Below are 3,472 nucleotides of genomic sequence, written 5' to 3'. Positions count from 1 at the left end.
GATCTCGACCTCCACCACCGGCCGGCCGTCGACCGCGCTCGTCCGCGCCTCCACGGCGCGGCCGCGGAGGGGTCGGCCCTCCTCCGGGGCCCGGGTGACCAGCGACCATCCGGTGGCGGGGTCCGATCCGCGAGCTACGCGAACGGTGGGGAGTGGACGCGAGGGGACCTCGGACATCGGGAGAACCTTCCGTGGAACCGAATCGACGCACCCGCCGCGTGGGCCGGGTGCGTCGATTCGCCAGCGCAGGGGACGATCAGGAGATGGCCTGGGTCAACTCCGCGCCGAGCGACTTCGCCTCGTCGGGGGTCAACTCCACGACGAGGCGTCCGCCACCCTCGAGAGGGACGCGCATGACGATCCCGCGGCCCTCCTTGGCCGCTTCCATCGGTCCGTCACCGGTCCTGGGCTTCATAGCCGCCATCGGGTCGATTCCCTTCGTCCTTGGCAGTGGGCCGCGTCCTGTGAGGACGGCCGGGCCCACGTGCGGTATCGCTGAGTGGATGTTGCCGATTCTAGCGCGTCACACCGTGCCCGGACGCGGGAGCGCGTTCTGGGTCCGCCCCGTCGGAGGACTCCCCGACGTTTCCCTCCCCGGCGAGTCGCGCGCGGAGCCTGTCGATCTCCGTCGCCGCCTCCTCGAGCGCCCAGTCGACCTCCGACATCGTGTACCCCCGCGCGGACATCCCGAATCGGACCGATCGCAGATCGTCGCCGGTGAGCGGCCCTTCGGGCAGCATCGTGACCGTGTGTCCCCGCGCCACCGCCGGCAGCGGTTCCGAACGGCCGAAGACCACGATCGACAGGGCGTAGAGCGCCGCCGCCACGATCAGGGTGACCACCACATAGATGACGATGGTGAGCATGCGCGGGAGCCTCTCTCTGGTCCGGGCCGGGCCTCCAGTCTGGCACACGCCTCGCGGCGGTGGACCCGCCCGAGTCAGGCGAGCCCGCGGACCGTTCGCGCAGGTGGGCGGGTTCCCAAGATGGAGGCCACCATCTCCACCGAGCGGCGCGTCGCACGCACGTCGTGGGTGCGGAACACGCGGGCGCCCATCATCGCCGCGACGGAGGTCGCCGCCAGGGTGCCCTCGGCGCGGTCGTCGATTCCCGCGTCCAGGGTCTCGCCGATGAAGTCCTTGTTGCTCAGCGCCATCAGGACGGGATGACCGAGGGCCACGATCTCGTCCATCCGCCGCAGGAGCTCGAGACCGTGGAAGGTGTTCTTGCCGAAGTCGTGGGTGGGGTCGACCAGTATCCCGTCCTCGGGGACCCCGGCGGCGAGGGCCCGTTCGGCGGCAGCGGACAGTTCCGAGACCACGTCGAGGACGACGTCGGGGTATCCCACCCGGAAGGGCCGGGTGCGCGGGACCGCACCCCCGGTGTGGGAGCACACGAACCCCGCCCCCGCCTCGCCGGCGGCGGTCAGCACCTCGGGATCGTGCCCCGCCCAGGTGTCGTTGACCAGATCGGCGCCGGCGGACAGGGCGCTGCGGGCGACCGAGCCGCGCCAGGTGTCCACGGAGATGACCACGCCCGGGTGTCTGTCCCGGACCGCCTCGATGAAGGGCACCACCCGCCGGAGCTCCTCCCGGGCGTCCACCAGCTCGCCGGGACCGGCCTTGACCCCACCGATGTCGAGGATGTCCGCGCCGTCCTCCACGCACCGGTCGACCCGGTGCATCGCCGCCACGTCGGTGAAGCACGCTCCACGGTCGTAGAAGGAGTCCGGCGTGCGGTTGACGATCGCCATCACCAGAGGTCGGTCCACCGGGACGGGGCGCCCGCAGAGCGTGGGAGGCGGCGTCGCGCCCGGTGGCGTCACCGCCGGCCTCCGCAGGCGTCGAGCGCCGCCTCCAGGTCGTCACACACCACGAGGCTGTCGAACGCCTGCGGCTTGACCAGCCCGGACTCGACGAGCCCGCCGACCCAGTCCAACAGCGGTCGGTAGAAGCCGATCGGGTCGTAGAGCACGACCGGCTTGTGATGGAACCCGAGCGAGGCGGACGTCCACACCTCGAACATCTCCTCCATCGTGCCGATCCCCCCGGGCAGGGTGAGGAACGCGTCCGAGCGCTCCTCCATCTCGCGTTTGCGTTCCCTCATCGTGGTGACCACCACCAGCTCGTCCGCAGCGGTGTCGGCCACCTCACGCACCCGCAGCCCCTCGGGGATGACGCCGACGGTCCGGGCTCCGCCGTCCCGCGCCGCCTCGGCGACCGCGCCCATCATGGACACGTTGCCGCCACCGGAGACCAGAGACCATCCACGACGGGCGATCCCGTTGCCGACCTCGGTGGCGATCTGCAGCAGCCCGGGGTCGTGGGTCGAGGAGGCGCAGTAGATGCAGACCCGACGGCCGGGAACCGGTGCCATCAACGCTCGACCCCCCGGTGTTCCTCGCCGTACAGGTCTTCACGCTGTTCGGCGGTCAGCGCGGCCCGGTGGTGCGCCTCGCGGATGTACTCCACCGTCTCGGCCACGGAGTCGGTGACCAGGAACAGGTCGAGGTCGGACGCCGAGATCATCCCCTGCTCGACCAGGGTTCCCCGGATCCAGTCCACCAGTGGGGTCCAGAAATCCACTCCCAGCAGGACGATCGGGAACCGGGTGATCTTGTCGGTCTGGACCAGGGTGATGGCCTCGAAGAACTCGTCCAGGGTGCCGAAGCCGCCCGGGGTACAGACGAACGCCTGCGTGTATTTGACGAACATCGTCTTGCGGACGAAGAAGTAGCGGAAGTGCAGCCCCAGGTCCACCCAGCGGTTGATCCCCTGTTCCATGGGCAGCTCGATCCCCAGGCCCACGGACTCACCGTCCGCCTCCCACGCGCCCTTGTTGGCCGCCTCCATCTGACCCGGTCCGCCGCCCGTGACCACCGCGTAACCCGCCTCCGCGAGCGCCCGCCCCAGCTCCACCGCCTGTTCGTAGGCGGGATCACCCGGGCGGGTCCGCGCGGACCCGAATACGCTCACCGCGTCGGGCAGCTCCGCGAGCGCGCCGAACCCGTTGACGAACTCGCTCTGGATGCGCAGGACCCGCCACGGGTCGGTGTGCAACCAGTCGGTGTCCTGGTTGGTGTCCAACAGCCGTTGGTCGGTGGTCGTGCGATCGCCGCCCTTGTCCCGTCGCAGGAGGAGCGGGCCGCGCAGGTGTACTGAATCGTTCGGTGCCATCAGGGGTGGTCTCCTACTGGGGTGGGGTCCGGGCTCGTGATGTCCGGGCTCGCGGGGTCCGGGGTCGTATCAGGTCCGGGCCGTGTCGGGCGCGGGTCGTGTCGGGTCGGGGTCAGCCGGAGGTGGTGAGGTAGGCGCGGAGCACCTCGGCCACCTCGGTGATCTGGGTGGCCGGGCAGTGCTCGTCCCGTGTGTGCGCCAGGCCGGGGTCGCCCGGACCCAGATTGACGGCCGGGACGCCCAGGGCGGCGAACCGTGACACGTCGGTCCATCCGTACTTGGCCCGCACCCGTCCG

Annotated in this window: 6 protein-coding genes; all 6 read right to left on the bottom strand. The window is 70.8% G+C overall.

Features of this window, described 5'->3' with window-relative positions; translation table 11 throughout:
• Positions 1-256: 256 nt before the first annotated feature.
• Positions 257-424, bottom strand: a complete 168-nt coding sequence (locus G6017_RS08685; protein ID WP_107747298.1) for a DUF3117 domain-containing protein — start codon at positions 422-424, stop codon at positions 257-259.
• Positions 425-515: 91 nt separating this feature from the next.
• A complete protein-coding gene (locus G6017_RS08680) occupies positions 516-866 on the bottom strand; it encodes a DivIVA domain-containing protein (RefSeq protein WP_179525592.1) in 351 nt (116 codons plus the stop codon).
• Positions 867-940: 74 nt separating this feature from the next.
• Complete coding sequence (gene folP / locus G6017_RS08675) at positions 941-1,753, bottom strand: dihydropteroate synthase (protein WP_182610291.1); 813 nt, start codon at positions 1,751-1,753, stop codon at positions 941-943.
• Positions 1,754-1,821: 68 nt separating this feature from the next.
• Positions 1,822-2,376, bottom strand: coding sequence for an LOG family protein (locus G6017_RS08670; protein ID WP_182610290.1), 555 nt, complete (start codon positions 2,374-2,376; stop codon positions 1,822-1,824).
• Positions 2,376-3,176, bottom strand: a complete 801-nt coding sequence (locus G6017_RS08665; protein ID WP_179525595.1) for an LOG family protein — start codon at positions 3,174-3,176, stop codon at positions 2,376-2,378. Before G6017_RS08665 ends, G6017_RS08670 begins: the two co-directional genes overlap by 1 nt.
• Positions 3,177-3,288: 112 nt before the next feature.
• Positions 3,289-3,472, bottom strand: a 184-nt coding sequence (locus G6017_RS08660) for a M20/M25/M40 family metallo-hydrolase (RefSeq protein ID WP_347237971.1), incomplete at its 5' end; no start/stop codon positions are given.

The organism is Dietzia sp. B44 (assembly GCF_014145245.1).
GTDB lineage: Bacteria > Actinomycetota > Actinomycetes > Mycobacteriales > Mycobacteriaceae > Dietzia > Dietzia natronolimnaea.
Note: the sequence above shows the minus strand (reverse complement) of the source record. Positions and strands in the feature narration are given on the sequence as shown.

Coding starts and splice junctions, on each gene's coding strand:
- G6017_RS08685 (WP_107747298.1), bottom strand. CDS start 424: ATGGCGGCTATGAAGCCCAGGACCGGTGACGGACCGATGGAAGCGGCC.
- G6017_RS08680 (WP_179525592.1), bottom strand. CDS start 866: ATGCTCACCATCGTCATCTATGTGGTGGTCACCCTGATCGTGGCGGCG.
- folP (WP_182610291.1), bottom strand. CDS start 1,753: ATGGCGATCGTCAACCGCACGCCGGACTCCTTCTACGACCGTGGAGCG.
- G6017_RS08670 (WP_182610290.1), bottom strand. CDS start 2,376: ATGGCACCGGTTCCCGGCCGTCGGGTCTGCATCTACTGCGCCTCCTCG.
- G6017_RS08665 (WP_179525595.1), bottom strand. CDS start 3,176: ATGGCACCGAACGATTCAGTACACCTGCGCGGCCCGCTCCTCCTGCGA.